General features: G+C 58.2%; 23 protein-coding genes. 10 read left to right on the top strand and 13 right to left on the bottom strand.

Annotated elements, in window-relative coordinates; translation table 11 throughout:
• Window positions 1-19 precede the first annotated feature (19 nt).
• From urtA to ACJSDX_RS04655, 4 genes are all read right to left on the bottom strand, one after another.
• Window positions 20-1,264 carry an urea ABC transporter substrate-binding protein gene (gene urtA, locus ACJSDX_RS04640; protein WP_309565605.1) on the bottom strand — a complete coding sequence of 415 codons (1,245 nt, stop codon included), beginning with the start codon at window positions 1,262-1,264 and terminating at the stop codon, window positions 20-22.
• A gap of 155 nt (window positions 1,265-1,419) precedes the next feature.
• Entirely contained in the window at window positions 1,420-1,770 is a 351-nt protein-coding gene (locus tag ACJSDX_RS04645) for an FmdB family zinc ribbon protein (RefSeq protein WP_407993709.1), read from the bottom strand.
• Between the two features lie 45 nt (window positions 1,771-1,815).
• Window positions 1,816-3,039, bottom strand: coding sequence for a formamidase (gene fmdA / locus ACJSDX_RS04650; RefSeq protein ID WP_309565607.1), 1,224 nt, complete (start codon window positions 3,037-3,039; stop codon window positions 1,816-1,818).
• A 71-nt stretch (window positions 3,040-3,110) separates the two neighbouring features.
• A complete protein-coding gene (locus tag ACJSDX_RS04655; protein ID WP_407993710.1) occupies window positions 3,111-4,259 on the bottom strand; it encodes a porin in 1,149 nt (382 codons plus the stop codon).
• A 211-nt stretch (window positions 4,260-4,470) separates the two neighbouring features.
• Between ACJSDX_RS04655 and ACJSDX_RS04660 the strand changes: the two genes are divergently transcribed.
• Window positions 4,471-5,031, top strand: coding sequence for a hypothetical protein (locus ACJSDX_RS04660; protein ID WP_407993711.1), 561 nt, complete (start codon window positions 4,471-4,473; stop codon window positions 5,029-5,031).
• 151 nt (window positions 5,032-5,182) lie between these two features.
• Here ACJSDX_RS04660 and ACJSDX_RS04665 read toward each other — a convergent pair whose 3' ends face one another.
• Window positions 5,183-6,955 carry a phytase gene (locus ACJSDX_RS04665; RefSeq protein ID WP_407993712.1) on the bottom strand — a complete coding sequence of 591 codons (1,773 nt, stop codon included), beginning with the start codon at window positions 6,953-6,955 and terminating at the stop codon, window positions 5,183-5,185.
• Between the two features lie 258 nt (window positions 6,956-7,213).
• The gene (locus ACJSDX_RS04670) at window positions 7,214-9,733 is read right to left on the bottom strand and encodes a TonB-dependent receptor (RefSeq protein ID WP_407993713.1); all 2,520 of its coding nucleotides are present in this window, start codon (window positions 9,731-9,733) and stop codon (window positions 7,214-7,216) included.
• Between the two features lie 332 nt (window positions 9,734-10,065).
• Here ACJSDX_RS04670 and ACJSDX_RS04675 point away from each other — a divergent pair, with 332 nt between their 5' ends.
• Both ACJSDX_RS04675 and ACJSDX_RS04680 read left to right on the top strand, forming a co-directional pair.
• The gene (locus ACJSDX_RS04675; RefSeq protein WP_407993714.1) at window positions 10,066-10,971 is read left to right on the top strand and encodes a GGDEF domain-containing protein; all 906 of its coding nucleotides are present in this window, start codon (window positions 10,066-10,068) and stop codon (window positions 10,969-10,971) included.
• Window positions 10,968-11,996 carry an AraC family transcriptional regulator gene (locus tag ACJSDX_RS04680; protein WP_407993715.1) on the top strand — a complete coding sequence of 343 codons (1,029 nt, stop codon included), beginning with the start codon at window positions 10,968-10,970 and terminating at the stop codon, window positions 11,994-11,996. The genes ACJSDX_RS04675 and ACJSDX_RS04680 overlap by 4 nt, the downstream gene beginning before the upstream one ends.
• Before the next feature lie 304 nt (window positions 11,997-12,300).
• Here ACJSDX_RS04680 and ACJSDX_RS04685 read toward each other — a convergent pair whose 3' ends face one another.
• Both ACJSDX_RS04685 and ACJSDX_RS04690 read right to left on the bottom strand, forming a co-directional pair.
• Entirely contained in the window at window positions 12,301-12,885 is a 585-nt protein-coding gene (locus ACJSDX_RS04685; RefSeq protein WP_407993716.1) for a LexA family protein, read from the bottom strand.
• Window positions 12,886-12,940: 55 nt separating this feature from the next.
• The gene (locus ACJSDX_RS04690; RefSeq protein WP_407993717.1) at window positions 12,941-13,177 is read right to left on the bottom strand and encodes a hypothetical protein; all 237 of its coding nucleotides are present in this window, start codon (window positions 13,175-13,177) and stop codon (window positions 12,941-12,943) included.
• A 192-nt stretch (window positions 13,178-13,369) separates the two neighbouring features.
• On the opposite strand from ACJSDX_RS04690, the gene ACJSDX_RS04695 reads away from it, so the two are divergent.
• Both ACJSDX_RS04695 and ACJSDX_RS04700 read left to right on the top strand, forming a co-directional pair.
• Window positions 13,370-13,630: a type II toxin-antitoxin system Phd/YefM family antitoxin gene (locus tag ACJSDX_RS04695; RefSeq protein ID WP_407993718.1), complete on the top strand. Its 261-nt coding sequence runs from the start codon at window positions 13,370-13,372 to the stop codon at window positions 13,628-13,630.
• A gap of 2 nt (window positions 13,631-13,632) precedes the next feature.
• Entirely contained in the window at window positions 13,633-13,959 is a 327-nt protein-coding gene (locus ACJSDX_RS04700; protein ID WP_407993719.1) for a type II toxin-antitoxin system RelE/ParE family toxin, read from the top strand.
• A 340-nt stretch (window positions 13,960-14,299) separates the two neighbouring features.
• On the opposite strand, the gene ACJSDX_RS04705 is transcribed toward ACJSDX_RS04700, so the two are convergent.
• Window positions 14,300-14,530, bottom strand: a complete 231-nt coding sequence (locus tag ACJSDX_RS04705; RefSeq protein WP_407993720.1) for a hypothetical protein — start codon at window positions 14,528-14,530, stop codon at window positions 14,300-14,302.
• A gap of 214 nt (window positions 14,531-14,744) precedes the next feature.
• Between ACJSDX_RS04705 and ACJSDX_RS04710 the strand changes: the two genes are divergently transcribed.
• Window positions 14,745-15,377 (top strand): hypothetical protein, encoded by a 633-nt coding sequence (locus tag ACJSDX_RS04710; protein WP_407993721.1) that lies wholly within the window; start codon window positions 14,745-14,747, stop codon window positions 15,375-15,377.
• A 12-nt stretch (window positions 15,378-15,389) separates the two neighbouring features.
• Here the strand turns inward: ACJSDX_RS04710 and ACJSDX_RS04715 are convergent, their stop codons facing one another.
• Together ACJSDX_RS04715 and ACJSDX_RS04720 are read right to left on the bottom strand one after the other, a co-directional pair.
• The gene (locus ACJSDX_RS04715) at window positions 15,390-15,647 is read right to left on the bottom strand and encodes a CcdB family protein (RefSeq protein ID WP_407993722.1); all 258 of its coding nucleotides are present in this window, start codon (window positions 15,645-15,647) and stop codon (window positions 15,390-15,392) included.
• Window positions 15,648-15,705: 58 nt separating this feature from the next.
• Window positions 15,706-15,867 (bottom strand): type II toxin-antitoxin system CcdA family antitoxin, encoded by a 162-nt coding sequence (locus ACJSDX_RS04720; RefSeq protein WP_510355929.1) that lies wholly within the window; start codon window positions 15,865-15,867, stop codon window positions 15,706-15,708.
• 503 nt (window positions 15,868-16,370) lie between these two features.
• Here ACJSDX_RS04720 and ACJSDX_RS04725 point away from each other — a divergent pair.
• From ACJSDX_RS04725 to ACJSDX_RS04740, 4 genes are all read left to right on the top strand, one after another.
• Window positions 16,371-16,871 (top strand): sigma-70 family RNA polymerase sigma factor, encoded by a 501-nt coding sequence (locus ACJSDX_RS04725; protein ID WP_407993723.1) that lies wholly within the window; start codon window positions 16,371-16,373, stop codon window positions 16,869-16,871.
• Window positions 16,852-17,838, top strand: a complete 987-nt coding sequence (locus ACJSDX_RS04730; protein WP_407993724.1) for a FecR domain-containing protein — start codon at window positions 16,852-16,854, stop codon at window positions 17,836-17,838. Before ACJSDX_RS04725 ends, ACJSDX_RS04730 begins: the two co-directional genes overlap by 20 nt.
• A 94-nt stretch (window positions 17,839-17,932) precedes the next feature.
• Window positions 17,933-20,665, top strand: coding sequence for a TonB-dependent receptor (locus tag ACJSDX_RS04735; RefSeq protein WP_407993725.1), 2,733 nt, complete (start codon window positions 17,933-17,935; stop codon window positions 20,663-20,665).
• 193 nt (window positions 20,666-20,858) lie between these two features.
• Entirely contained in the window at window positions 20,859-22,283 is a 1,425-nt protein-coding gene (locus ACJSDX_RS04740) for a sulfatase family protein (RefSeq protein WP_407993726.1), read from the top strand.
• A gap of 78 nt (window positions 22,284-22,361) precedes the next feature.
• On the opposite strand, the gene ACJSDX_RS04745 is transcribed toward ACJSDX_RS04740, so the two are convergent.
• Both ACJSDX_RS04745 and ACJSDX_RS04750 read right to left on the bottom strand, forming a co-directional pair.
• Entirely contained in the window at window positions 22,362-23,624 is a 1,263-nt protein-coding gene (locus ACJSDX_RS04745) for an MgtC/SapB family protein (protein WP_407993727.1), read from the bottom strand.
• A gap of 88 nt (window positions 23,625-23,712) precedes the next feature.
• Window positions 23,713-25,002, bottom strand: a complete 1,290-nt coding sequence (locus tag ACJSDX_RS04750) for an LLM class flavin-dependent oxidoreductase (protein ID WP_407993728.1) — start codon at window positions 25,000-25,002, stop codon at window positions 23,713-23,715.
• Window positions 25,003-25,111 lie beyond the last annotated feature (109 nt).

Below are 25,111 nucleotides of genomic sequence, written 5' to 3' on the forward strand. Positions count from 1 at the left end.
CATTTAAACCACCAGGTGATTATTGATAGCCCTTTGGGAACGGATCAGGCTTGATCAGCTCGGATTCGTACACCACGTCCGCCTGGCCGTCAGCACGCCACTTGCCTACGCGCAGCTTGCTTTCCAGGTGATGGTTGGGATCGACCTTCACATAGCCTTCAGGCGCTTCCTTGAACTCGTAGCCTGGCAATGCCGCGGCTGCCTTGTCCACATCGAAGCTGCCGGCACGCTCGACCGCAGCCTTCCACAGCCATGGGCCGAGGTAGGCAGCCTGCGTCACATCGCCGATCACAGCCTTGGGACCCCACATCTTCTTGAACTCGGCAACGAACTTCTCGTTGTTCGGGTTCTTCAAGGTCTGGAAGTACTTCATCGCGGAGTAGAATCCTTCGAGGTTCTCGCCGCCGATGCCCAGGACTTCATCCTCGGTCACGGAGATGGTCAGCATGTTCTGCTTCTTGGAGTTGAGGCCAGCGGCGTTCAACTGCTTGAACCATGCCACGTTACTGCCGCCCACAACCGCTGCATAGATCACGTCAGGCTTCTTCAGCTTGATCTTGTTGATGACCGAACCGAACTGAGTGTCGCCCAGCGCGATGTACTCTTCACCCACCACCTTGCCGCCGAGCTTGTTCTCGATGTGCTTGCGGGCGATCTTCATGGAAGTACGCGGCCAGATGTAGTCGGAACCGATCAGGTAGAAAGTTTTGGCCTTCTTTTCCTTGGCGATCCAGTCCAGGCCAGCGAGGATTTGCTGAGTGGCTTCCTGGCCGGTGTAGAACACGTTCTTGGACTGCTCCAGGCCTTCGTAGAAAGTCGGGTAGAACAGCAAACCATTGTCTTTCTCGAACACCGGCAACACCGCCTTGCGTGAAGCTGAAGTCCAGCAGCCGAACACTGCGGCTACCTTGTCCTTCTCCAGCAGCTTCTTGGATTTTTCGGCGAAAGTCGGCCAATCGCTGGCGCCGTCTTCCTGGATCACCTCGATCTTGCGGCCCAGCACGCCTCCCATGGCGTTGATCTGTGCAATCGCCAGCTTCTCGGCCTGGATGGAACCGGTTTCGCTGATCGCCATGGTGCCGGTGGACGAATGCAGGATGCCGACCTTGACTGTCGTATCGGTCACCGCCAGCTTGGTGGTGTTGACCTTGGCTGTCGGGAAGTCGGCCGCATAAGCGCTGCCGGAAATAATGCCTGCTGCGAGCATTGCCCCCATCAGGGCGCCTGTCTTGGTGATGAACTGGCGTCGATTTGTCTTACTCATCAGATTTCTCCTGAAAAAACTAAAAAAGTGGGGTGTTCAATTAACTTAACTACCGAGGATGTTCAGCATTGTGTGAGAGCAAGGCGCGCCGACGCAGACAGTACGAACAAGTACGGCAAGGAGGCGCAACGCCGCTCGCGCAATGCTGGACATCCCTAATGCCCCAGCATCCAGGGGCGGGCGGTTTTCTTCGTTTGCATCTGCAATAGGCTTCCTTTCTCTTTTCCCTGAGTGGACTGCTTCGAAGTGGAGGATGAACCGCAGGTATGACTCCCGGAACATCCGCAGCTGGAGCGGCGGGTAGACCGGGGTTCATGGGCAGATTTTTCGTTGCGTTCATGCGCACTTCGTTGAGCCTTGCCCATGACGGCCAGACGCGGCGCCGAGAGAATGCGCTCGCTCAACTCGCCGCAATCCGGACAGATCGTGGGCTCGCTGGATGTGCTCATTTTTCCCAGTGCGGAAAACACGCCGCACTCGTCGCATCGGTATTCATACATAGGCATGGCTCTTCCCCTTATGCTTTCAAATCGTCAATCAAGAAACGCTGTTCAGGATGTCTTGGCGACATCCGCGGTGCCGGTGATGATCTTCTTCGGGCCATCCGCATTCGGCTTCAGGTCGAAATCAAAGATCTCGGTCGGCAGCCACAAGGTGGCGCAGGCATTCGGAATATCCACCACGCCGCTGATATGGCCTTCCACCGGCGCAGTGCCGAGGATCGCCACGGCCTGCTCGCCGCTGTAACCGAACTTCTTCAGGTACTCGATGGCGTTGAGGCAAGCCTGGCGGTAAGCGATGTGCACGTCGAGGTAGTGCTGCTTGCCCTGCTCGTCGACCGAGATGCCCTCGAACACGAGGAAGTCGCGGTAGTTGGGCGTCAACGGGCTAGGCTGGAACAATGGGTTCTTGATGCCGTATTTCTTGACGCCGTCCTTGATCAGGCTGACCTTGATATCAAGGTAGCCGGCCATCTCGATCGCGCCGCAGAACGTGATTTCGCCATCGCCCTGCGAGAAGTGCAGGTCGCCCATGGACAGGCCGCCGTCCTTGACGTAGACCGGGAAGAAAATCTTCGAGCCCTTGGTCAGGTTCTTGATGTCGCAGTTGCCGCCGTGGTCGCGCGGCGGCACGGTACGTGCGCCTTCCTGCGCGGCTGCCTTGGCTTCCTCGCCCTTCAACCGGCCCATGACGGCGCCGGTTTCGTTCGGCGGCAATGCCAGCGCGGGCACTCGGTCGGGATCAGTGGCGATCAGGTCTGCCTCGCGCTTGTTCCATGTGTCCAGCAACTCGCGGGATGGCAGGCAGCCGATCAGACCCGGGTGCATGATGCCGGCGAACTTCACGTTGGGCACATGGCGGGAAGTCGTATAGATGCCGTGAAAATCCCAGATACTCTTGGAGGCGTCGGGATAGTGGTCGGTCAGGAAGCCGCCGCCATTTTCCTTGGCAAACAAGCCATTGAAGCCCCATTGCTGGTCCTGCAAAGTGCCCACATCCAGAATATCCACCACCATCAGGTCGCCTGGCTCCGCGCCTTCGACGCCGATCGGCCCGCTCAGGTAGTGCACCTGCAACAGGTCGACATCGCGGATGTCGTTCGCGCTGTCGTTGTTGCCAATCTGGCCGCCGGTCCAGTCCATGCACTCGACACGGAACTCGTCGCCTGGCTTGACCATGGCCACCATCGGCAAATCTGGGTGCCAACGGTTATGGATCTGGCCGTCCTGCTCCCAGGCTGGCTTGTCGAAATCCAGCTTAATCAAGGTCTTCATCTATACGTCTCCTTTAACAACTAAACTCACGACAGCCGCCATCGCATCAAGGGACGGCGGCCATCCCCCAACTAGAACTGCAACTGCAGGCCGACAGTGAACCGATCGATGTCGCTTGCGTTTTCAGTCTTGTTCTTGGTGTACACCGCGCTGATACGGGCGTTATGGCCATCAATGATGTAATTCAGGCCAATGTCGTACTCTTTCACATCTGGATTGAAAGCCACGTCGCCGTCCGCGTTAAAACGCTGGTAACGGGCGTAGGGCTGGAACTTGCCCCAGCCAACGGTATCGCCGAACATCCAGGAAACCAGGCCCAGGTATGCTTTACCTGGTTTGGCGCCTGCAGGATCCGCGGCTAATGCAGTAGTACTAAAGTCGTACTTGTACGCAGCACCTTCAATGTTGAGAACACCTGCCGCAAACTTCTTTTCCAGCAGGCCATCAATGTTGTAGGCCCAGTAATCATCGCTGGCGCCGATTGCACCAACCGCATTCTTTTGATACATGCCAACCAGCGCGACAGACAACACATCCTTGCCGTAATAAGTACTGCTGGTGTAATACGCAGGGTCATTGCCCGCATCCCAAAAGTCATATTGGATGCGGCCGCTATACATCAAATCGTCAGAACGGTTGGGACTGGCTGCGCCAGTAAAAGATGAAGCATGATTACCTTCATAAGCCCCTACGGAATAGACCAAGTGCTTGTCCAGCAACTTACCCCAGAGCGTTACGCCAATATCACGACCAACGAATTTGTTCTGGTAGCGGGAAACCACGCCTGGATAGGACCATGCATTCAGGAAGAACGGACCATCCAGGTTGGCACGGTCTGTTGGCGGCAACAGCTGACCGACCCAGACATTGAACTCATCCATGAACTCGAACTGCAGGTAGGCGTCCAGGGTGCTGATATCATCCTTGCCGCTGCCATCGTTAGTGGTCGTGAAAGTATTGAATGTCGCCTTGATGTACTTGTTGAAGGACGCGTTGATGTAGATACGCGCATCATCCACATCAAAATCCTTGGAACGGGAGCTGCCGTTGGGCGCAGCATCTTCGGTGCTGGTAAACGCAGTACGGATGCCTAGGCCGATGCTGATGGACTTGTCTTCACCGAAGGTGATCGTGCCAGCAGCCTGCGAGCTCATGGACGGCAATGCGGCAGACGTTGCCAGCGCCACCATCAGCGCACACTTCTTCATCTTGAATTTCATTTCTCTTACCCCTTTATCAAGTTTCACCAAAAACCATCAAAGTGAACGGTGAACTACCCGCCAAATCTTTCGTGTTGCCAGATTAGCGATTGAGGGGGTCGGCTTAAATACGTCATATTGCGTACATGCCAGAATGAGACAGCGTGGTAATTTGGCCTCGTCGACAATTGATGCCCGCCACCCGACGGGCATGCCAACACCGGAAAATCATATGAAGAATCAAGGAAGAGAAAAGCCGTTATCCGCAGTCATCCTGTGCCTGGCGCTGGCCGGGTGCGGCGGCGAATTCGCCTACAAAAGAGGGGCCGGCGTACACGACCTCAATACGGCGAAAAACGAATGCCAGGCGAAGGGCCTGCAAGGGAGTGCGTTTGCACAATGCATGGAGGACAACGGCTGGGTATTCCATAACCCGCAAGACAGCCTGGACGATGACGACCCGGTGATCAAGGCATCACTGAAGAATGATTACCGTGATACCTCACCCGCCCAGGAGCAAGGACCTGTCGTTGCAAATACCGCCACTACTGAAGCTGGCGTAGCCAAAGAAGCACCCGCTCCCGCACCGAAAAGCCCGCTGGACGTCTTTACCGTCAGCTCCTGGTGGAAGATCGGCAAGGGAGCGGAAAACCTGAAAAGCGATATCCAGCAATGCGTCGCCAAGCTCGGGCCGGAGCACCAGCCCGACATGTCGGGTACCACCGCCAAGGCGACGCGCGGGCTGCTGCTGTGCATGAGGGAAATGGGCTGGAAGGCGCTGCAGGCCCAATAAGAGCCGCCAACAAAACCCTTCTGTCATCGTTGTACTGTCTGCGGCAGAGCGCCTAGCCAGAATCGCTACGCTGGTTTTTAGCGGCTCTAACAACGGTATAGTCCGTGCCTGCCAACCTATTATAGTTGACAGGCAATGGATTAACGGGTTGCTATGGCAGATTCAAGGCGCGCGCAATATCCTCCCAAGCAACGTACTTGAAGTTCTGCGCGCCATCCGGCAGGCGCTTGTAGCCGTCCTGCACCACCAGCAGGCCCTTGCGGAACGCGCCACCGAAATCCACCGCGCTCACTTCCAGGCCGTCGGTATCCGAGACGCCGTCGATGCCCGCGTCGGCATTAATGCCGATACGGAAAGCGCCGCGATAGGCATAAGGCGGCTGCGCATCGAGCACCACATAGCTGCTGTTGCCCTGGCTCGAGGCGATCAGGTAGCTTGCGCCTTGGCCATGATAAATTGCTAACCCCTCAACATCCGCCACCAGTTGCTCGCCTACCGGCATGATCAATTGCGGCGCTTGTGCCTCGCCAGCGCTTGCAGGCATGGCCCAGATGCCGTGCTTTTCCTCGCCGACGAACAGGCGGCCGGCATGGTCGTCCACCACGCAGCCTTCCGGCTGGCTATCAACGCTGAAAGCCCGCAACAGCTTGCCCTGATAGCCGCCTTTTGCGCGCTCGATCCGGTAATGCTCAATGCGGCCGTCCTTGTCGTTGGCGAACACCTCCAGGCCGCCACCCGGCGGCTGGTAGAGGCAGGTGCCGTAAATGTCGTCGAGGCCGGTCGCAATCCTGCCCGCGTCGCGGATGCGCCCGTCGCGGTCGATCTCGAACACGGCCAGCGCCGCCTCGTCTCGCTGCGTCGCTACGGCAAGATCGGCTTTGCCGCCCGGCCAGGCGATGTTCTGGCGCACGTCGACGTTGTTGAGGCGTCCGGCCTCAAGCAGCTGCATCTGCCTGCCTTTCAGGTCGTAACTCAATAGCCCCTGCTTCTTGTTGGTCGCGATGATGCGCGATTGCGCCGGGTGTTGCGGATGCACCCAAATGGCGGGGTCGTCGGCGGCATCGCCCGAACGCGCCACGGTCTCGGTCTGTCCGCGCGCCACCACGACCGGCAGCGATTGTGCTTTTTCCTGTATCTGGCTTTCTCCCGCCAGCGCATGCGCCTGCCAGCCCTTGCCGTCCAGCACCAGCAAGTCCGAACCCGCAACGGCAAGCGCCTCGGCGGATTTCAGCCACAGTTGCTGCGGCAGGAAGCTGCCGTCATGGTCCAGCAGATGCACCTCCCCGCCGTTGCTGTCGATGACGGCAATACCATGCGGCAGCACGGCCAATGCCCCAGGCTCGCCCGCAATATCGCCATGCGGCCGCCGTCCCAGCAGCAGTTCACGTTCCGGGATGCCCTCGCCGTTGGCGGCATAGCGCCATACGCCAAAGCCTGCTTCGCTGACGTACAGCGCCTGGCGCGCATCGTCCGCGCGGCAGGACTCCACGCCGGGCGGCAGGGCGAGGCGGCGCAGGCGCTTGGGCGCGTTGCCGGTCAGCAGCCACTGCTCGGCCTGGCCGTCCTTGGCGATCAGGAACAGGTGGTTGAGCTGCTGCGCGTCGCGGTAAAGGCACATGCTGTCCAGCGCGAAATCGACCGGCGCCAATTCTTTATCAATGCGCAGCCGCTTCGCATCTACCCTGAGCAGCAGCGGCTGCTGCTTGTCGGCATCGAACACGACCGCCAGCATGCCATCCGGCAATACGCGGGTATCGAGGTGCTGCGCACGCACGGCTAGGCTGCCCTGCTCCGCGCCTTGCCGGTCGAGCAGGCGCACCGCGCGCTTGTCGACGACCAGCCAGCGGCCGCCGGGCAAGGCGGCCACCTCCTTGAACGTTTTCAGCACAGGCAACGGGCGTGGGGCATCAGCCGCTTGTGCCACGGAATGCAGCATGCATAAAAAGGAAAAAACCAGGAATATCTTCAATCGCGGCATAGTGGCTCAATCATCAGGTGTTATAAAAGGCGCGGCAATTCCGCGCCATGTGTTCAAGCGTTGTTCACTCGACATTTAGAGCGGCAAACAACATTCAGCGAAGCGGTCCTGGCTAGGCGCTCTGCCGCAGGCAGTACAGGAGTGCGGCAAGGCAGGGCAACAACGCCAGGAGCGTTTTGTGAGCCGCTCTTTCGTCAGCCTCGCCTAGAACGTCGCTATCTTCATGCTCAACCGGTAAGTGCGGCCGTAGGACTCGTATTGCGCGTTCAGGCTGCGGCTGCCGGTGTAGACGTAATATTTCTCGTTGGTCAGGTTGAGCACCTCGAACACGATCTGCGCCTGCTTGGCGATATTGTAGCGGGCGGAGAAATCGTACTGCGTCTGCGCATCGACGTACTGGTCGCCGCGGGAATCGGCAATGTCGTTCACCTCGAGCAGGTACTTAGATTTGTAATTGGCCGCCAGGCGCATGTTCAGAGGGCCGCGCTCGTAACCGACCATCAGGTTCATGGTGCGGTCGGACTGGCTGGGCAGCGAGATCTTGCGGCTCGCCAGCACGCCGTCGCTATAGCCGTCGATCTTGGCATCGGAGCTGACGAAAGTGGCATTGGCCGAAAGCAGCAGGCCGTTCCACGGCGCAGGCAGCAGTTCCTTGAAGCTTTGCATGTAGTTGAGCTCAAGGCCCTTGACCTTGGCCGAGCTGCCGTTGGCATAGGTGTCCGCATGGGTAAAGTCCGCCCACATGCCGGTGCCGGCAAGGTCGGTGCGATAAACGAAGTTCTTGATGTCCTTGTGGAAGACATAGGCGGAAAGCACGCCCGCGTAGCCGATGCGGTGCTCGATGCCCAGGTCGAGGTTGCGCGATTCCATCGGACTCAGCGAGGGATTGCCGAAGCTGGCTTCGTCGGCGTTGATGACCACGCCCGGCGCGAGCTGGCCGAAGGTCGGGCGCACGACGGAGTTGGTCAGCGCGGCGCGGATCGAGGTGTCGTTGTCGAGGTCGCGGCGGATATGCAATGCCGGCAACCAGTGATCGTACTTGCGCGACGCCCTGACGTCGCTATAGGCGCCGTCCTCGACCGACGTGCCGTTGGCGCTGAACTTGGTCTGCTCGTAACGCACGCCCGCGAGGATGCGCCACATGCCGTGGTTGAAGATGTTCTGCGCGTAGGCCGCGTTGATATCCTCGCGCATGGAGAAATCGTTGATCCTCGATTCTTCCTCGTTCACGTAGCCGGACATATCCACCCCCGACAGGAAGCGCTTGACCGCGGAACGGTTGATCGACGAGCCGTAATTGCCATAGGCATAATCCACGTTGCTGCCGAGGAAGCCCGCGAGCGATGGATTGCCGAAATCGCCGCCGTCGATCTCCCAGGCGGTCATTTCATTGGTCTTCTTGCGGCGGCTGGCCTTGGCGCCGAACTTCAGCTCGGAATCGATACCGAATAACTGCCAGTTGTGGTCGATGTCGAATTTGAGGTTGCGCTCGCGGTCCACCGTCTTCTGCTTGCTCAGCTCGATGGAATCCAGCTCGTAGTCGGCTGCGTTGTTGATGCCGCTGCCGCCGATCAGGCGCGGCAGCCTGGAGCTGGAATACCCGGCGTTATAGGTCTCGCCGGATTCGAAGCTGGCCGCGTCGATCGCATCGGGCGTATCCTGGCTCGCGCGGCTGGTGCCGAACGCCACCGCCACCTTCCAGTCCTTGAAGGTGCGTTCACCCCCGAGCACAATGGAAGCGATATCCTGCGTTTCCTCGCGCGCCTTCAACTCGCGCGAGGACTCGGCGTCGCCCAGCTCTCCTGCAAACTGGGGATTATCGAACTCGATGTTGTGGCGCTGGCGTATCTCGTTATCGACGAAACGGCTGTACAGCGTGCGCAGGTAGTAGGACTCATTGTCGTTGGGGCGATAGTCCAGGTTGAGAATGCCGCCCTGGCGCTCGCGCGTGATGTCGTAGTCGCGGCGCTGGAACTCCTCGAGTGCCGGGCGCGGGCCGGAGAAATCCCATGCGCCGCCGGTCTCGGCATTCTCGGAGCCGAACTTGCGCTTGGAGGAATTCACCCCCAACGCGATGCCGAGCTTGCCGTCGAGGAAGCGGTTGCTCCACGCCGCCGCGAAATTGGGGCCTTCCTGGTCGGTATTGCTGTCGTGGGAAGCGCCCGCCTCCAGCGAATAGAACATGCCCTTATGGTCGAAGGCCGAGATCGTCTTCACCTCGACCGTGCCGCCGATCGAATTCGCGTCCTGGCTCGGCATCAAGGTCTTGCTGACTTCCAGCGAGCGGATCAGGCCCGCAGGCAATACGTCGAGCGATACCGCGCGGCGGTCGCTTTCCGGCGCCGGTACCAGGCTGCCGTTGATGGTCACGGCATTGAGGTCGGGCCCGAGGCCGCGGATGCGCACATAGCGCCCCTCGCCCTGGTCACGCTCGATCGATATGCCGGGAATACGCTGCAAGGCTTCCGCTGCGTTGGTATCCGGCAACTGGCCGATATCGTCCGCATGTACCGCGCTGACGATATTGTCAGCCATCTGCTGCACGTCCAGCGCGCTGTTCATGCTGGCCGCCTGCCCTACCACCGACACCACGGGCAATACCAGCTCGGGCGTATCGTCCGCCTGCGCCAGCCCGCCCATCAGCGCGATCGCCGCCGCAATCGCTCTGGTCGGCAGGCCACACCTTGCCTTGCCCAGCTTCAATTCAACATGATTTTCCTGCACGGTCATTCCCCTTTAAAAAACTGCTTGAGTCGTTGCGAATGCCGCACAAGCTAACCGTGAAAAATTTCATTTCCATGACAGTGATAAAATTAAAAAATAAAAATCAACTACTTACGTTAAAAATCAATTCAAGCTGAGCTTTTAAGACCCTGGCACTTCCCTGCACTACGCGCCTCACCGACAAAGAGTTAGCCGAATCTTGCCTTTGCGCATCCGAAGTTGCCGCAAAGCCGTGAGCCGATCGCACCCCCTCCCCGCCATTCACCGTTTCATCATCGTTCTGTCATGCAAATGTCCTAGGATTGCCATCAGTCCATACAAGGCAATCCACCATGCCCCAACTCAACCATACCGCGCTTTTCAGCATTTTCGCGCTGCTGCTCACCACCTCGCTGCTTTATGCCAGCCTGGGCCAGCCTCATCCCATGTCCGCCTGGAAATGGATGGATATCGTCGGCGAAGGCGGCACCGCCGCCATGGCGGCGCTCTGGGCGCTGTTGATCGTCAGCAGCCGTCCTGGCGGCCGTGTCACCATGCTGCTCGCGAGCGGGCTCATCACCATCATGCTCGGCGCCTGGGCCGACTGCCTGGATGAATTCTTCGCGATTCCCTCCACGCAATATTGGGACAACTGGCTGGAAGCGCTCATGCCGGTAGGCATGCTGATCGTGACGGTAGGCCTCTACTACTGGCGGCAGGAGCAGGCCGTCCTCAACGAGCACATGCAGAAGCGCGAGCGCCTGTTCCGCGACCATCGCTCGTTCGACCGCATCACCCAGCTCGCCGACGCCAGCTACCTCTACCGGCAGATCCGCATGCAGCAGGAAAACCACCTCGGCGACGAAGGTATGCTGGTCTTGCTCGATCTCGACAACTTCCACCAGGTCAACCGCGAATATGGACAGCGCGAGGGAGACCGGCTGCTGCAGGCCGTCAGCCACCTGCTGCTGCTCAACCTGCGGCCGCAGGACCTCGTCTGCCGCTATGCCGGCGACCGCTTTGCCATCCTGCTGCCGGACATGGAGGAAATCCAGGCCAGGTGGAGCGCCGCCCACCTGCAACAGGCCATCGCCACCCTGGCCCACCACACGCGCGACGGCAAACACCGCATCAACCTCTCCGCCAGGACAGCCTGCGCCCGCGCCGACCAGGACCCCGAGCAATTGCTCGCCAAGATGAACGCCAGGCTCGAAGCGCCATCGCAAACCGCTATGCACGCAACCCCGGCCGTATCGTGACCTCGACCATACAGCGCTATTACCTGACAACGACGCCGTTCATCCCGGCAAGGCACCAGGCCGCCTTGCTGCTCGAATACGCGCTCAGCCGGGATATGGCGGCACAGGAACTGCTGCGCGGTACCAGGCTTTCCGAGCAGGATATCCTTGCGCCTTCCACCCTGGTCAGCCCCTCGGACTACCTGCAACTGCTCTCCAACCTGCAAAGCGGGCTAGCTGCGGCCGACACCAGCTTCATGCTCGGGCAGCAACTGCTACCGGGCCATTACGGCAACCTCAGCCATGCCATGCTGCAGGCAGGCAACCTGCGCCAGGCCCTGAACATCCTGGTCGCGTACCAGTCGTGGCTGAGCCCCTTGCTCGCGCCGCACCTCGTGGAGCATTCGGGGCATGCCGTGATCTACTGGACGGATAGCTGCATCACGCCGCGCCTGCGCGGCTTCACCGTCGAAATGATGATGGCCGCGGTCGCCGGCATGAGCCGCTGGCTAAGCGAGAGCAAACTGCCGTGGCGCTACCGCTTCAACCGCACTCGTCCCGCGCATATCGAGCAATATGTCGTGCACCTGGGCCAGGACCTGCATTTCAACGACCACCTGGACGCCATGAGCCTGCCGTTGGGATGGCTGGAGCAGCCATGGCCGCGCGGCAGCGAAATCGCGGTATCCGCCGCCCTTGCTGGCATGGAGATGGAATACTGGCGCAGCCTGCTTGCCAGCCTCTACGACTATCTGCTCGAGCATATCCGCACCGGCCCGACGCTGGAAAAAGCCAGCGCCGAATTCGGCGTCAGCCCCGCGACCTTCAAGCGCCACCTCGCGCTGCACGGCACCCATTTCCAGGCCGAGCTCGACCAGGTGCGCATCCACGTCACTTTGCAGCTGATCCAAGAACACGGCTACAGCAACGACCAGATCGCCGCCTACCTCGGATTCCACGACGTCAACAACTTCCGCCGCTCGCTCAAGCGCTGGACCGGGCTGACGCCTTCGATGCTGCGCCTGCAAACCCAAGGCGTTCAATAGCAGGCCTGCCCTGACAAGCAGCAGCAAAAGCTGCTCAAGAACAAAACAAGAATCAGCGGGAAGCCATACCGGCCATTGGCCACGGCAACATGCAGTTTTTGTTCGAATTTAGAGTAAGGCAGATTGCCTCAGGTGGCGGACCAACCCGTTGATATGCTGGCGGGCAAACCATCAACACCTGCCCACAAAGTCTGTGCATAACATTGTGGGCGGCCTGGGGAAACAGCAGCCAAGCGGCTGATACGATGGAAAGAAACAGGACTGCCCGTTTTATAGGCAGCCCGTCGAGATTAAGGATAAACGCTCAGGAATACTTGCGGAACTGGCCGACCACCACGCCGAATATCTCGAAATCCCCGTTCGGCCGGATAACGGGAAAATCCTTGTTGGCAGGAATCAGCACAAACTGGTTGCCTTCCTTGCCCAAGGTCTTGAGCGTGAATTCCTTGTTGAGGATGGCGACGACGATATCCCCGACATTGGCGAACGCGCGCTTCTCGACGATGACGACGTCGCCGTCGAAAATGCCCGCGTCCTTCATGGAGTCACCCCGCACCGTGATCAGGATGGTCTGCGACGGCTTCTCGATCAGGAAATCGTCTATCCCCATCGTGTCCAGGCTGTCGCCATAGGTAGGGGTGGCGAACCCGGCCTGCACCGTGCTCTCGGCAATGATGCGCTCGAAGAAGCGCCTGCCCGGCTTGAGCCGCTTGTCCGGCGCGTAGTCGATGAAGCCTTGCAGCTTCAGGCGTGCCACGAACGAAGTCACGGCATTCTTTGACTTGAACCCGAGCAACTGCGCCACATGGCTGAACGTAGGCAATGTCTTGTGCTCAGCGAAATAGTCCTGGATCTTGCCCAGGTATTCAAAATCTTTGTCTTGTCCCATGGATGGAAATTTACTGTACGAATGTACAAAATGTCAAGCCCCTGTTTTTCTTTCACTAGCCAGGTTTCTTGCCTGTCTCGACACTCCCTGCCTGCCCCGCCAACTGCAACAAGAACTGCCCCACCTGCTCCGCGCAATCCAGCGGAAACAACAACTCCTGCTGGCGAATGTTTTCCATCGCCCCATCCATGCCGATCACTGTGATTCTGACTTCCTTGTATTCCGTCGTTTCCACCGAGATCATCGGCCGGTCTAGGATCACCATATTGGCTTTTTTCTGGTTGTCTGCCATGCGCACTCCTCCTTAAAAGGGCGGCATCATATCAAACCCCGTTGCCCAGGTTGAAAGATTATTACTATAAAGCTTTTATTGACTACTCCAGGCACTGCTCGATGCCAGGCTAGTCACGATGCCAACCCTCGCTTGGCAAGACTGAATTCGGCCTGTATCCTGTCCTATTGCATGCAATGAAAGGATATTTCCATGTCCCTGGCAGAACAAATCAGGCCTATCACCTATTTGAAGTCCAATGCGGCGGAGCTCGTCAAGGAATTCGCCACCAACCCTGAGCCCGTCATCATCACCCAGAATGGTGAAGCCAAGATGGTCGTGATGGATATCGGCGAGTACGAAAAACAGCAAGAGACCATGGCGCTTCTCAAGCTGCTTGCACTGGGAAAGAAAGAATTCAATGAAGGCAAATTCAGTAATGCCGAAGCCTTCCTTAATGAAATGGACGATTAATCTTGTCCCGAAGATTCGTCATCCTTGATAGCGCCAAGGAAGAATTCAAAGATATCAAGAAGTATGTCAAAAGAGAATTTGGCGATTCCGTCTGGCACACGATCAACGCAGAATATAAAGGCTGCTTCAGGCTCATCAAGGAAAATCCCAAAATTGGAAGCCATATCGATGAACTGAAAGAGATTGGCATTACCAATATCAGATATGCGTTGGTGCAGCAAACAAGAATTGTCTATGAATTCGATAATTACCTGATCATCATTCACATGTTCATTGGAACAAGAAAAGATTTTAGAACACACCTACTAAAGAGGCTTTTCAGCCAATGACCAAGACGATCAAGCGCAAAGAAAAGCGAGAGGCTTTCCGGTAAGACACGCGCAAGGCTTGGGAAGAGTATCGGACCATCAGGCTGCATGGAACCTCGATGCTGCCAAGCGCTTTTCGCGAAGAGATGCAGGTACTAGCGCCGCTCCAGCCTGCCACTAGTACCCCAGTCGTTCTACCCAAGATCTGCCCGAAGAGTGTCAGGAACAGATGATCGACTTCGGCGACAGCGGCTACGTCGAGCACTATCGCATCGACATAGATGCCAGTCACGATCCTCGCTGTACGTCATCGGAAGATAGCAAAGCCCGGGGAAACCGGGCTTTTACCAAAGCAGCCCTGCTACAATCGTCTTAAATTGAAGCGAGCAAGCACCTCTTCTGTTGCCCAGAATGTCTTTCCTTCCTCGCAGACATAGGAAATTGCAACAAATTCACCAGTTTCCAGAATCACATGGGCATCAATTACAATCGGAATGCTATATAACGCATTTAACGCATCTGTTCCCACAGATGGCCAACGTATCGACCACGACCCTTGTGCTCTTGTTACCGTCATTTCGTGATGTTTCATACTTGATTCCTTATTAAATTTTGAAAATCGCCAATTGAGGAATCCAAAATTTAACGCACCCCATCTGTTCCATCACTTATACCAACCAATTTACGCAGCACAAGCTGCCTGGCAGTTTTCCCAGAGCGCTTTATACTGTGTTGCAGTCGGGAGGCTGTCGACTCCTAATTAATAAGAAATTTCTGCAATCATCACATTGAGCATTAAATGCTGTATGGATCTCATGTTTTTTAATGATTTTTTATCGGCCATTAGAAAAGATTTAAGGCGTATTGTTTATCAATCCGCCGGGGAATATTCCATGATGGATATGGAAAATGAAACATATCTGCTGCTGGAAGAATTTTTTGCAGCTCATGGCCGCTATCCTGACCTTTACTCAGAAGAAAAGGGCTGGGTGCCAGCATGGCTGACTATCCGTTTCATCAAAAGAATGGATTACCGCCTTAAATACGCTTTGCGTATCCATGCATTTGATGAAGAAGATTCTTTCAGGGGAATAGATATCCCCGCCCCGGAAAACAGCAACCCATTATTTTATTTGCTATGGAATGAAAGCAGCAGAGAAAAACAACAATTGATCACGAGAAGCTATTCGGAAGCCAAGGCTTATATCGTGAGCTTTGATCAATTTGACCATGACAAGCAGGCATTGAGCACGCATTTCTGCATCACCACGAAGACTTTGGAGAAAAGGGTTGGACGATCCATTCAGGTTTGCGTGACCCAGCCTTCTCTATTCGATCGCATTGAGGTGATTGATGATTCGTTTATGCCTTGTCCCGGAAAATTAAAACCAAATGTGCGAATTTACGTCAGTGATCCACAACTTTCCTGGCAATTCTGATCCATCCAGGTTTCATATCCCGGAAACCATGAAATCCAATGCAGCAATGATGTCGTCCCGGTATTGCGAAAAATCCCCTACTTCATTGCCGAGAGCTTTACGGTCAATTCCTGCGATTTGCTGGGTTAGTGCAATATAGGCTCTTCCTTCCACCTTGATCACCGGGCAGAGTCTGGTAATCGCCGCATGCCCAGTCAGGTCTGACTGACAAAGGGGAATAACTACCGTTGTTCTTAAGTCATTGAGCAGGTTGGTCTGGATATCCAGCAAGAAGGATAGGCCTCACTGGTGACCCGGTTAGGATTCTTATAGACAGAAAACTGCGCCATCAGAAACGCCTCAAGCCATCACTGAAATTACCATGCTTCTCCACTATTTCGTTGTAACGCTCAATAGCGGCTTGGTTTTCCTGCTTCCAAAGTTCACGCTGTCTAGCAGTCACCAGTTCGACCAGAACGATTTCCAATGTCGCGGACAAGTTGACCTTCAACCCCTTGGTTTAGCCAGCAGATCGCTATTAATAGTGACATTGGCCGGCTTTTTGGGAGCCCGAGTATCAAAAACAAAAGACACATTAAACGCCCCTCCAATATATGCGCATATCCGATGCACTGCAAATTTTCACGTAGCCAATGCGAATTCAAGTGCCCCGGGTAGCATGCTTTCAGCTTGTCTAAAGCCCTAATGGAAAAACCTTCATGTTGTTACCAGGCTGGATATTTTCGCAGCAAAGCAAAAAATCTGACTGTCGGGCGATGGCAACAAACGTCTATATTAATAATTATTAATTATATTTAGACCGCACAATGATGTGATAACTTAATAAATAAATCAGGAAGCATCAATTGCGCATTTAGACTAAAAAAACTCTCCTGGCATTGTTGCTCTGCCTTGCCGTATTAGCTGTACTGCCTGCGCCAGAGCGCCTAGCCAGGAGCGCTTCGCTGAGTTTTGTTAGCCTCGCTTAGGGTCTGTTCAAAAAATAACTGCGTCATGAATACTGAACATTTATATCTACAGCATCACTCATGGCTATTCGGCTGGTTGCGCGGCAAGCTCGGTTGCCATGCCCAGGCGGCCGATATTGCGCATGACACTTTCCTCAAGTTGCTGCTCAAACCACATCCAACGCAACTGCAGGAGCCTCGCGCCTTCCTGCTCACCATCGCCCGCGGCCTGGTCATAGACCACTGGCGGCGCGAAGACCTGCACCGGGCCTGGCAGGAGGCGATGCATGCCCTGCCCCAGGACGCCGTACCTTCATTGGAGCAGCAGCACATCGTGTTGTCGACGCTGGAAGCCATCGCCCAGTCGCTTGAAAAGCTCAAGCCCAGGGTGCGCCACGCCTTCCTCCTTGCTCAGCTCGAGGAAAAGCCTTACGCGGAGATCGCAAAGGCGCTCAGCGTGTCCGTGCGGACGGTGGAACGCTATGTGGCAGAGGCGCTTTTTCAATGCTACCAACTGCGCTTCAGCGATGACATCGCCGCGACTTGACGACACACTGGTCAAGCAGGCAATCGACTGGCTGGTGAAGCTGCAAAGCAATCGCGGAAATGCCGCCGTGTTTGCAGCATGCACGGCATGGCGCCAGGCAGACCCGCGGCACGAGCTGGCCTGGCAGCGCGTCAGCCTCATGCACGGCGAGATGCGGGAAAACCTGCACGCCCTGCCGGACAACGCCCAGGCGGCGCAAGTACTGCAAACCACCATGCAGCGCACGCAAAAACGCCGCTCCCTCAAACTGCTCACCCTGGCAATACTCGCCGGCAGCTCGACGCTGATCGGGCGCGAGATCGCACCGTGGCAGCAATGGATCGCGGATTACAGCACCGGCATCGGGGAGCGCCGCAGTCTCACCTTGGCCGATGGCAGCGAGCTGTTCCTCAATACCGATAGCGCCGTGGACATCCGCTTTGACGAGAACCGGCGCCTGATTGTATTGAACAAGGGCGAAATCATGGTTTCAAGCGGCCCGGATGCGCACTCCCCCCACAAAAGACCGCTATGTGTGCAAACCCGGGATGTGCTGCTTGAGGCGATCGGCACCCGATTCGTGGTGCGGCTGGAAGATGACGCGACCCTGCTCAACATGCAGCAAGGCAAAGTCGCCATGACGCCTTCGGCGTTTCAGTCGCCGCAGGAAGTGGCTGAAGCGGGCCAGCATTTTCTCATCCACAAAGATCATCTCGACCTTGTGCAAATGCCCATCGAGGCGGACGGCTGGACCCATGGCGCCCTGATCGTCAAGGACATGCGCCTGGCGGACTTCATTGCCGAAGTCGCCCGCTACCGGCAGGGTTATATCAAGTGTGACCCATCCGTCGCCGAGCTGCGCCTTTCGGGCGTATTCCAGCTCGACGACACCGACAAGCTGCTCAGCCTTTTGCCGCGCAGGCTGCCGGTTGCCATCCATTACAAAACACGCTGGTGGATCAACGTGGGCCGCCGGGCATCAATTTAAATTTTTTCATTATTTTTGTCGGGTTTGAGTTTGCGGTTCGGCATATCCCATGTAAGGCAATCATGCCGTCCATGAATGTATGCAAAGGAACCCCATGCACGCCCACAAGAAGCCACAACGATCCAGACTGGCGCTGAAGCTGTCCAGCAGCCTGATTGCCGTATCACTTGGCATCTCGCTGCCCGCAGCGCTACAAGCGGCAGAAGCGCAGCCCCAGCAGCAAGCCGCGCAGCGCGAATACCATATCCCGGCCGAACCGCTGACCGATGCGCTGAACCAGTTCGCCAAGCAAGCCGGCGTCAATATCCTGTTCACGCCAGAGCAGGTACGCAACCTGCGCAGCCACGACCTGCAAGGCAGCTACACCACGGAATCAGGCCTCAGCACCCTGCTCCAGGGCACCGGCCTGGTCGCAAGAAGAAGCGCGGCAGGCTACACCCTGGAGAGAACTTCGCAGTCGGCCGCTGACAACAAGCCGCTGGCCTTGGACGCCGCGCAGCAAACAGAGTTGGAAGAGGCAAGCACCCCGGCGCTGGGCGTGGTAGTCGTCACCTCGCGCAACCGCGAGGAAATCGCCCAGGACATCCCGATTCCGGTGTCCGTATTCGGTGCGGAAAAGCTGGACCGTGAACGTATCGTCACCATCGACGACCTGACGCGCATCACCCCGGGCCTGACCGCGACCATCCCCAACTCCCGCCGCTCCGGCATCTCCATCCGCGGCATCGGCAAAACCACCGTCAATGAGGCGATGGAGGCCGGGGTAGGCGTTATCGTCGACGACGTTTACCTCAGCCATCCCGGCATGAGCTTCCTCGACTTCACCGATATCGACCGCGTCGAGGTCATGCGCGGCCCGCAAGGCACCTTGAAAGGCAAGAATACCACCCTGGGCGTAGTTCAGTACGTAAGCAAGGAGCCCACCTTCACGCGCCAGGCCTATTTCGAGGGTGAAGTCGGCGCGCAGCAGAACGGCAGCGACTTCCCGGGCGCGATGCGCGCACGCGGCTCCATCTCTGACGCCCTGGTGGATGGCGTAGCAGCTTACCGCGCTTCATTCTTCTTCGACCGGCAGGAAGGCGACCTGGAAAACACCAATCCCAACACGCTTTCCGACCAGCGTTTCCACGAACGTAACCGCCGGGGCGGCAAAGTGCAGTTGCTGCTGACGCCGACTGAGGATTTCAGCGCGAAATTCAGCGTGGATTATTCGGAACTGTCGGAATACAGCAATACCCGGCCGTTCCAGGAAGACCCGACGACATTTGCCACCGGCGCAAACCGGCCCATCAGCTACAGCTCGCGCCTGGCCCGAGGGTACTTCAACGGCTACCAGCCCATCATCGGCTCCAAGGACAAGCTCGACGTCGGCCAGGTGGAGCCTGTGAAAACCAGGAACTACGGCGCCTCAGCCAAGCTGGACTGGAACCTGGGCTCGCATGTGCTGACCTCGATCACCGCCTATCGCAAATATTCCTTCACCGGCATCAATGATCTGGACCAGACCCGGTTCGACATTGCCAAATTCGGCGCATTCGTCGACACCAAGCAATGGTCGCAGGAGTTCCGTCTGGCTTCCGATATCGGCGAGGTCATCGATTACCAGGTCGGTTTTTTCTACCTGCACAGCGAAACCAACCAGATCAACCATACCCAGTACGGCAGCGATGCCGGCGCATTCTATGCCAACGTAGCTCAATACAATGCATTGAGCGGCAACCCTTCCCTGCTGCGGCAATCATTGAACGGCCTGAGATCGTACAGCCGCTTCACGCCGGAAACCGACAGTTACGCCGCATTCGGCCAGTTGAACTGGCATTTGACCGAGAAATCCACCCTGACCCTGGGCCTGCGCAACACCTATGAAATCAAGGACAGCACAGGCGAGAAATGGACCGAGGGCAATGACGGCGGTTTTGGCGATGCCACTGCCGAAGCCATCCGCAGCAATGTCATCGGCAACGTATATGGCCGCCGTGATGGCGAAAAGATCAAGGACAACTCCGTCTCCTGGCTCATCAGCCCCAATTACAAGGTCAACGACGACCTGATGTTCTATGCCTCTGCGGCCGGCGGGGAGAAATCCGGCGGCGTATCATTCGTCACCGGCACCGGCCAGCCGCTCAATGCCGATCCGGAAAAGGTGTTGGACTTCGAGTTCGGCTTCAAGGGGCTGTTCCTCGACCGCAAATTGATGCTGAACACCAACTTCTACCGCACCCGCGTCAGGGGCTACCAATCCACCACCACGGTCATAGACCCCTCTTCCACCAGCGGTTACAGCTCGCAGCTGGGCAACATTCCTGAAATCACCGCCACAGGGGTGGAACTGGAAGGCGCATACCGGGCGACAGACAGATGGACGTTCACCTTTGCCGGCGCCTACAACCGCGCCAAATACGCAGACTGGGATGGCGCCACTTGCCCAACCGAGCTCAACCTTCCCATCACCACCACATGCGACAACACCGGCAGGCAGATTTCCTCCGCGCCCAAGCTGACCGGTATTTTCGGCTTCCACTACACGCGCCCGATCTGGGGAGGGCTCAAGGCACAAGCCTTCATGAGCACCGTCGTCCGCTCGAAGCAGAATCTTGACGGCCTGCTTTCCGAATACGGCGAGCAAGGCGGCTACTCCGTCACCGACGGCGGCTTCGGCATCATCGGCGGCAAGAAGGACAACTGGGAGCTCAACATCGTCGGCAAGAACATCTTCGACAAGGTGTACACCACCAGCGTCGGCTCCTATAACGCCACGACCCCAGTGCTTTGGGACGGTATCGGCCAGCGCCGCTATCTGGGCGTGGTATTCCGCACCAAGTTCTAAGCGCGGCTCAGCGAAGCGCTCCTGGCGTCGTTGCTCTGCCTTGCCGTACAACTTGTACTGTCTGCGGCAAAGCGCCTAGCCAAGACCGCTTCGCTGAGTTTTGTTAGCCGCTCCAAGTGAGTGAAACACGCCCCGGCAATGTTGGCATTGCCGGGCTTGCATACTTTTATGCTCTGATTGAAGGGAAAACATCGTGACACAATTCAAACCAACACGCCGCCGGATTCTGCAAGCCGTTCCCGCACTGGCGATACTGCCTTACGCCGGCCTGGCAAATGCTGCGCTCGGCAGCAACGGGACAAAGCATCAACCCAACATCATCTTCATCATGGCCGACGACCTCGGCTATGCCGACCTGGGCGTCTACGGCCAGACCGCCTTCAAGACGCCCAACCTCGATAAGCTCGCCCAGCAAGGATTGCGCCTCACCCAGACCTATGCCAATTCCTGCGTGTGCTCGGCCACCAGGTTCGCATTGATCACCGGACGCTACCAGTACCGCCTGCGCGGCGGGCTGGAAGAACCGCTTGCAGGCAGCAGCGTGGAGCATCTAGGTCTGCCGCCCGAGCACCCGACCCTGCCCTCGTTGCTGAAGAAAGCCGGCTACAACACCGCGCTGTTCGGCAAGTGGCACCTGGGCTCGCTGCCGAAATTCGGGCCGCTCAAGAGCGGCTATGACGTGTTCTTCGGCAACTACGCCGGGGCGCTGGACTATTTCACGCACAAGCCAGGCGTTGGTTCCGATGTGCCTGACGGCTTGTATGAGGGCGAAGTGCCGGTCAAGGAAGTCGGCTACTACACCGACATAGTGGCAAACCACGCCAGCCAATACATAGGCAAGCAAACTGCCGCCAAGCCTTTCTTCCTTTCCCTGCATTTCACAGCCCCGCACTGGCCCTGGGAAGGCCCGGGAGATGAAGCCGTGTCGCATGAGATCAAGAACCTGTTCCACCTGGACGGCGGCAGCCTCGAAACCTACGGCAAGATGGTCGAGGCCCTGGACGCAGCGGTGGGCCGCGTGCTGAACACGCTGCAACAACAAGGGCTGGCGGACAATACCATCGTCGTCTTCACCAGCGACAACGGCGGCGAACGCTTCTCCAACACCTGGCCGTTCAGCGGCCAGAAGACCGAACTGCTGGAAGGCGGCATCCGCGTGCCGGGCATCATCCGCTGGCCTGCACAGATCAAGGCGGGACAGGTTTCCGACCAGGTGGTCACCAGCATGGATTGGCTGCCCACCCTGCTTGCCGCTGCCGGTACGCAGCCCGATGCGCAATATCAGCCCGATGGCGAGAACGTGCTGCCCGTGGTCCTGGGCCAAGCCGCCATCCGCCCCCGCACCTTGTTCTGGCGTTACAAAGGACAAGAACAGGCAGCCGTCCGTTCTGGGGATTGGAAATACCTGAAAATCAACGGCAACGAATTCCTGTTCGACCTGGGCAAGGACCAGCGCGAACGCGCCAACCTGGCCGAGAAACATCCGCAGGTGCTGGCCGAACTCAAGGAAAAATGGCAGCAGTGGAACAACAGCATGCTGCCGATCACCCCGGATGTGCGCTCGCACAGCGTGAACGGCAAGATGCAGGCGGACAAATACGGCGTGCCTGCGCCTTAAACGCTATTTACGATATCCTACTAACGTTTGAATCGACACAAGGGCTGCAAATGCAGCCCTTGTTTTTCCACCAGCCGATCAGGCTGTCATCAGCATCACCAATATGCCAGCACCCAGGCCGAGCGTCACCACCGGATAAGTGCGCAACGCAAGCTCCCGCCCGCCGATGAAGCCCACCAAGGCCGCCTTGAATATGCTGTTGCTGATGACCGCCAGCACGATGCCCTGCACCGCGACATGGCTGCCGAGCTCATTGCGCGCGCTGCGCGAGAGGGACAAGGTGATCGCATCCACATCGGCGATCCCGGCCAGGAGGGAAACCAGGTAGACGCCGGCATCTCCCCAGTAACGCCTGCCCGCCTCCACCAGGAACAGGATCAATGTCAGCAGCAAGGCGAACCGCAGCGCGGGCCCCAGCTCGAACGGGTTGCGCAGCGGGGTTTCAGCGTTTGCGGGCTCGTCCTTGACAGCGCGCCGCCAGAAAACAGCCGCCCCTGCCATATAAACCAGGAACATCGTTCCCAGCGACCAGGCCAGCGGCGGCAACAGGGAGGCATTGACGACCGCGACTTCCAGCAGCACGCGCGGGAACATCAGGCCCGACGTCGCCAGCAACCCCGCAGCGAGCAGCTTGTGCAGGTTCTTGGAAGACAAGCGCGACAGGGTCAATGTCATGGCCGTGGAGGAAACCAGGCTGCCGAGGATGGCGGTGATCATCAAGCCGTAGCGCGTGCCGGTCAGGCGCACGGCGATATAGGCGATGAAGCTGAGGGCGGCGATCAGCACCACCATCCACCAGGTGGTATAGGGATTGAATACCTGCCAGGGGTCGTAGCTCTCGTTAGGCAGCACCGGCAACATGACCACCGAGATGAACAACAGCTTCAACGCGCCGGACAGCTCGGTCTCGCTCAAGCGCTTGAGGAGCGAATGCAGCACATTCTTGAGGCTGAGCAGCAAGGCCACCACCACCGCCCCGGCGCTGGCGAGCATGACGTAATCCGAGAGCGCCAGGCTGCCCAGCAGGAAAGTGATCAGCAGCGCCAGCTCGCTGGTAATGCCCTGGTCGCCGGTACGGCGCAAATCGCCGACGTAGGCGATGCTGACGACCAGCATCAGCGCCACCAGCACCGTCACCCAGACCGCGATTCCGAGATGCTGGCTGAGCAAGGCGCTCAAGCCGCCGAGCAGGCCGGTGAGGGCGAAAGTGCGTATCCCCGCGCTCTGGTAGGACTCCTTCTCGTCGCGCTCCTGCCAGCCGCGCTCGGCGCCGATCAATAGCCCTGCCCCCAGGGCGATGAGCAGGTGCAACATGACTTCTACGGAAACGGACTCAGGCATAAGGCAGCTTTCTCACACAATGAATTGCATCATACATGAGGGCGCTATATCCGAAACAGGCTCCAGTAACGGCAAAGCCGAAGCCGCGCTACTTTCTCCCAGGCCTCGCCAGCCCCAGGTGGCCGCGCAATGTCGCGTGCTCGTAATCCTCGCGAAACAGGCCGCGCCGCTGCAGGATGGGAATCACGTGGTCGACGAAGTCCCGCACGCTGTCGGGCTGCACCGGCGGCATCAGGTTGAAGCCGTCGGCGCCGCCGTTGCGGAACCAATGTTCCATCTGGTTCGCCACTTGTTCCGGCGTGCCGACCATGGTGCAATGCCCTCCCCCGGCGGCCAGGCGGCCCAATAGTTGGCGCACCGTGGGCCGCTCGGTTGCTATGATGCGCAGCACCGTGGCATAGCGCCCCTTGGGGCCGGTGAAGGCCTCCAGCGGCGGCAACGGCGGTACCGGGCCATCCAGCTCCCAGTCCAGGCAGTCCTGGTCGATGAACAACTGCAATTGCCGCAACGAGGTTTCCGCTGGCAGCAGTTCATCCAGCTCGCGCTGCTTGGCGCGCGCCTCGGCTTCAGTCGAGCCGATGAAAGTCACCAGGCCTGGCAGGATAGGCACGTCCACCTGCCGCCCGGCGGCCTTGACCCTGGCCTTGACGTCGCTGTAATAGGCCTGGGCCGATGGCAGGTCATAGGCCACTGCGTAGATCGCCTCGGCGTATTTCGCCGCCAGCGCGCGTCCATGCTCGGAAGCGCCGGCCTGGAACAGCACGGGGTTGCCTTGCGGCGGACGCGGCACGGTCAATGGCCCATCGACGAGGAAATGCGTGCCCCGGTGGTTGATCTGGCGCACCAGGCTTTCATCGACATAATCCCCTGCACGGTCGTTGAGCAACGCGCCGTCGTCCCAGCTATCCCACAGCTGCAGCACCGCCTGGATGAACTCTTCCGCCCTGGCGTAGCGCTCGGCATGGCCGGGCATGGCTTCATATCCGTGGTTCCTGGCCTCGACGTCGAACATGGAAGTCACCACGTTCCAGCCCGCGCGCCCGCCGGAAATATGGTCGAGCGAAGCCATCAGCCGCGCGGCATGGAAAGGCGTGAAGAAAGTGCTGGAAATGGTGCTCACCAAGCCGATGTGCCGGGTGGCGCGGCTGATGGCCGTGAGCATGGTCACCGGTTCGAGGAACCAGCGCGGACCGTCGGTGATGTTGTTGGTGGCGTGGCCGTCGGCAAAGAACACGGCATCCAGCTTGCCGCGCTCGGCCAGTTGCGCCATTTCCTCGTAATAGCGGATATCGCCCAGCCGCTCGACCTGGGAATCCGGGTGGCGCCAGGCCGCGTTGTGGTGGCCGCAGCCGAACAGGAACAGGTTGATGTGCATCATGGCAAAACAAGAGCCTCTTTAGTGAATTCAGGAATGGCAGGCGCTGAGTCAGCGGATAGCATGTGCGATCAAGAGCGGCTAACAAAGCTTGGCGTAGCGATCCTGGCTA

It is taken from the genome of Methylobacillus draconifructus (assembly GCF_045984355.1).
Lineage (GTDB): Bacteria > Pseudomonadota > Gammaproteobacteria > Burkholderiales > Methylophilaceae > Methylobacillus > Methylobacillus flagellatus_A.

What these genes read in the sequence shown, in the direction of transcription:
- urtA (WP_309565605.1), bottom strand. Translation starts at nt 1,264, where the DNA reads ATGAGTAAGACAAATCGACGCCAGTTCATCACCAAGACAGGCGCCCTG.
- ACJSDX_RS04645 (WP_407993709.1), bottom strand. Translation starts at nt 1,770, where the DNA reads ATGCCTATGTATGAATACCGATGCGACGAGTGCGGCGTGTTTTCCGCA.
- fmdA (WP_309565607.1), bottom strand. Translation starts at nt 3,039, where the DNA reads ATGAAGACCTTGATTAAGCTGGATTTCGACAAGCCAGCCTGGGAGCAG.
- ACJSDX_RS04655 (WP_407993710.1), bottom strand. Translation starts at nt 4,259, where the DNA reads ATGAAATTCAAGATGAAGAAGTGTGCGCTGATGGTGGCGCTGGCAACG.
- ACJSDX_RS04660 (WP_407993711.1), top strand. Translation starts at nt 4,471, where the DNA reads ATGAAGAATCAAGGAAGAGAAAAGCCGTTATCCGCAGTCATCCTGTGC.
- ACJSDX_RS04675 (WP_407993714.1), top strand. Translation starts at nt 10,066, where the DNA reads ATGCCCCAACTCAACCATACCGCGCTTTTCAGCATTTTCGCGCTGCTG.
- ACJSDX_RS04685 (WP_407993716.1), bottom strand. Translation starts at nt 12,885, where the DNA reads ATGGGACAAGACAAAGATTTTGAATACCTGGGCAAGATCCAGGACTAT.
- ACJSDX_RS04690 (WP_407993717.1), bottom strand. Translation starts at nt 13,177, where the DNA reads ATGGCAGACAACCAGAAAAAAGCCAATATGGTGATCCTAGACCGGCCG.
- ACJSDX_RS04695 (WP_407993718.1), top strand. Translation starts at nt 13,370, where the DNA reads ATGTCCCTGGCAGAACAAATCAGGCCTATCACCTATTTGAAGTCCAAT.
- ACJSDX_RS04705 (WP_407993720.1), bottom strand. Translation starts at nt 14,530, where the DNA reads ATGAAACATCACGAAATGACGGTAACAAGAGCACAAGGGTCGTGGTCG.
- ACJSDX_RS04710 (WP_407993721.1), top strand. Translation starts at nt 14,745, where the DNA reads ATGGATCTCATGTTTTTTAATGATTTTTTATCGGCCATTAGAAAAGAT.
- ACJSDX_RS04725 (WP_407993723.1), top strand. Translation starts at nt 16,371, where the DNA reads ATGAATACTGAACATTTATATCTACAGCATCACTCATGGCTATTCGGC.
- ACJSDX_RS04730 (WP_407993724.1), top strand. Translation starts at nt 16,852, where the DNA reads ATGACATCGCCGCGACTTGACGACACACTGGTCAAGCAGGCAATCGAC.
- ACJSDX_RS04735 (WP_407993725.1), top strand. Translation starts at nt 17,933, where the DNA reads ATGCACGCCCACAAGAAGCCACAACGATCCAGACTGGCGCTGAAGCTG.
- ACJSDX_RS04745 (WP_407993727.1), bottom strand. Translation starts at nt 23,624, where the DNA reads ATGCCTGAGTCCGTTTCCGTAGAAGTCATGTTGCACCTGCTCATCGCC.
- ACJSDX_RS04750 (WP_407993728.1), bottom strand. Translation starts at nt 25,002, where the DNA reads ATGATGCACATCAACCTGTTCCTGTTCGGCTGCGGCCACCACAACGCG.